Origin of the sequence: Streptococcus cristatus, from assembly GCF_003943815.1 — a bacterium.
Classification (GTDB): Bacteria; Bacillota; Bacilli; order Lactobacillales; family Streptococcaceae; genus Streptococcus; species Streptococcus cristatus_F.
In genome coordinates this window covers 1-514 of the sequence record NZ_RJNA01000066.1, presented here as the reverse complement: position 1 = coordinate 514, position 514 = coordinate 1, and the positions used below count along the sequence as shown (strand labels likewise).

The 514-nt window shown below is 49.4% G+C and carries 1 protein-coding gene and 1 pseudogene; one reads left to right on the top strand and one right to left on the bottom strand.

The features are described from left to right. Nucleotides 1–239 (top strand): annotated as a pseudogene (locus tag D8872_RS11175) (LPXTG cell wall anchor domain-containing protein); the annotation flags it as partial. On the opposite strand, the gene D8872_RS11170 reads toward D8872_RS11175, so the two are convergent. After that, the gene (locus D8872_RS11170; protein ID WP_312023932.1) at nucleotides 221–385 is read right to left on the bottom strand and encodes a hypothetical protein; all 165 of its coding nucleotides are present in this window, start codon (nucleotides 383–385) and stop codon (nucleotides 221–223) included. The pseudogene D8872_RS11175 and the gene D8872_RS11170 sit on opposite strands and share 19 nt — an antisense overlap. Nucleotides 386–514: the final 129 nt, after the last annotated feature.

The following is a 514-nucleotide window of genomic DNA, read 5'->3' as shown; positions in this document are numbered from 1 at the left end:
CAAGCATGAGCAACAGCGTGTCTGCTTCAATCAGTGCAAGCCAATCAGCCAGCACAAGCATGAGCAACAGCGTGTCTGCTTCAATCAGTGCAAGCCAATCAGCAAGCACAAGCTTGAGCAACAGCGTATCTGCTTCAATCAGTGCTAGCCAATCAGCAAGCACAAGCTTGAGCAACAGCGTATCTGCCTCAATCAGTGCATCTGAATCAGCAAGCACAAGTCAGCAAGCACAAGCTTGAGCAACAATCAGTGCAAGCCAATCAGCAAGCACAAGCTTGAGCAACAGCGTATCTGCTTCAATCAGTGCAAGCCAATCAGCAAGCACAAGCATGAGCAACAGCGTGTCTGCTTCAATCAGTGCAAGCCAATCAGCAAGCACAAGCATGAGCAACAGCGTGTCTGCAACAGCGTGTCTGCATCAATCAGTGCTTCAGTATCAGCAAGCACAAGCTTGAGTGCCTCAATCAGTGCATCTGAATCAGCAAGCACAAGCATGAGCAACAGCGTGTCTGCT

What these genes read in the sequence shown, in the direction of transcription:
- D8872_RS11170 (WP_312023932.1), bottom strand. Translation starts at nt 385, where the DNA reads ATGCTTGTGCTTGCTGATTGGCTTGCACTGATTGAAGCAGACACGCTG.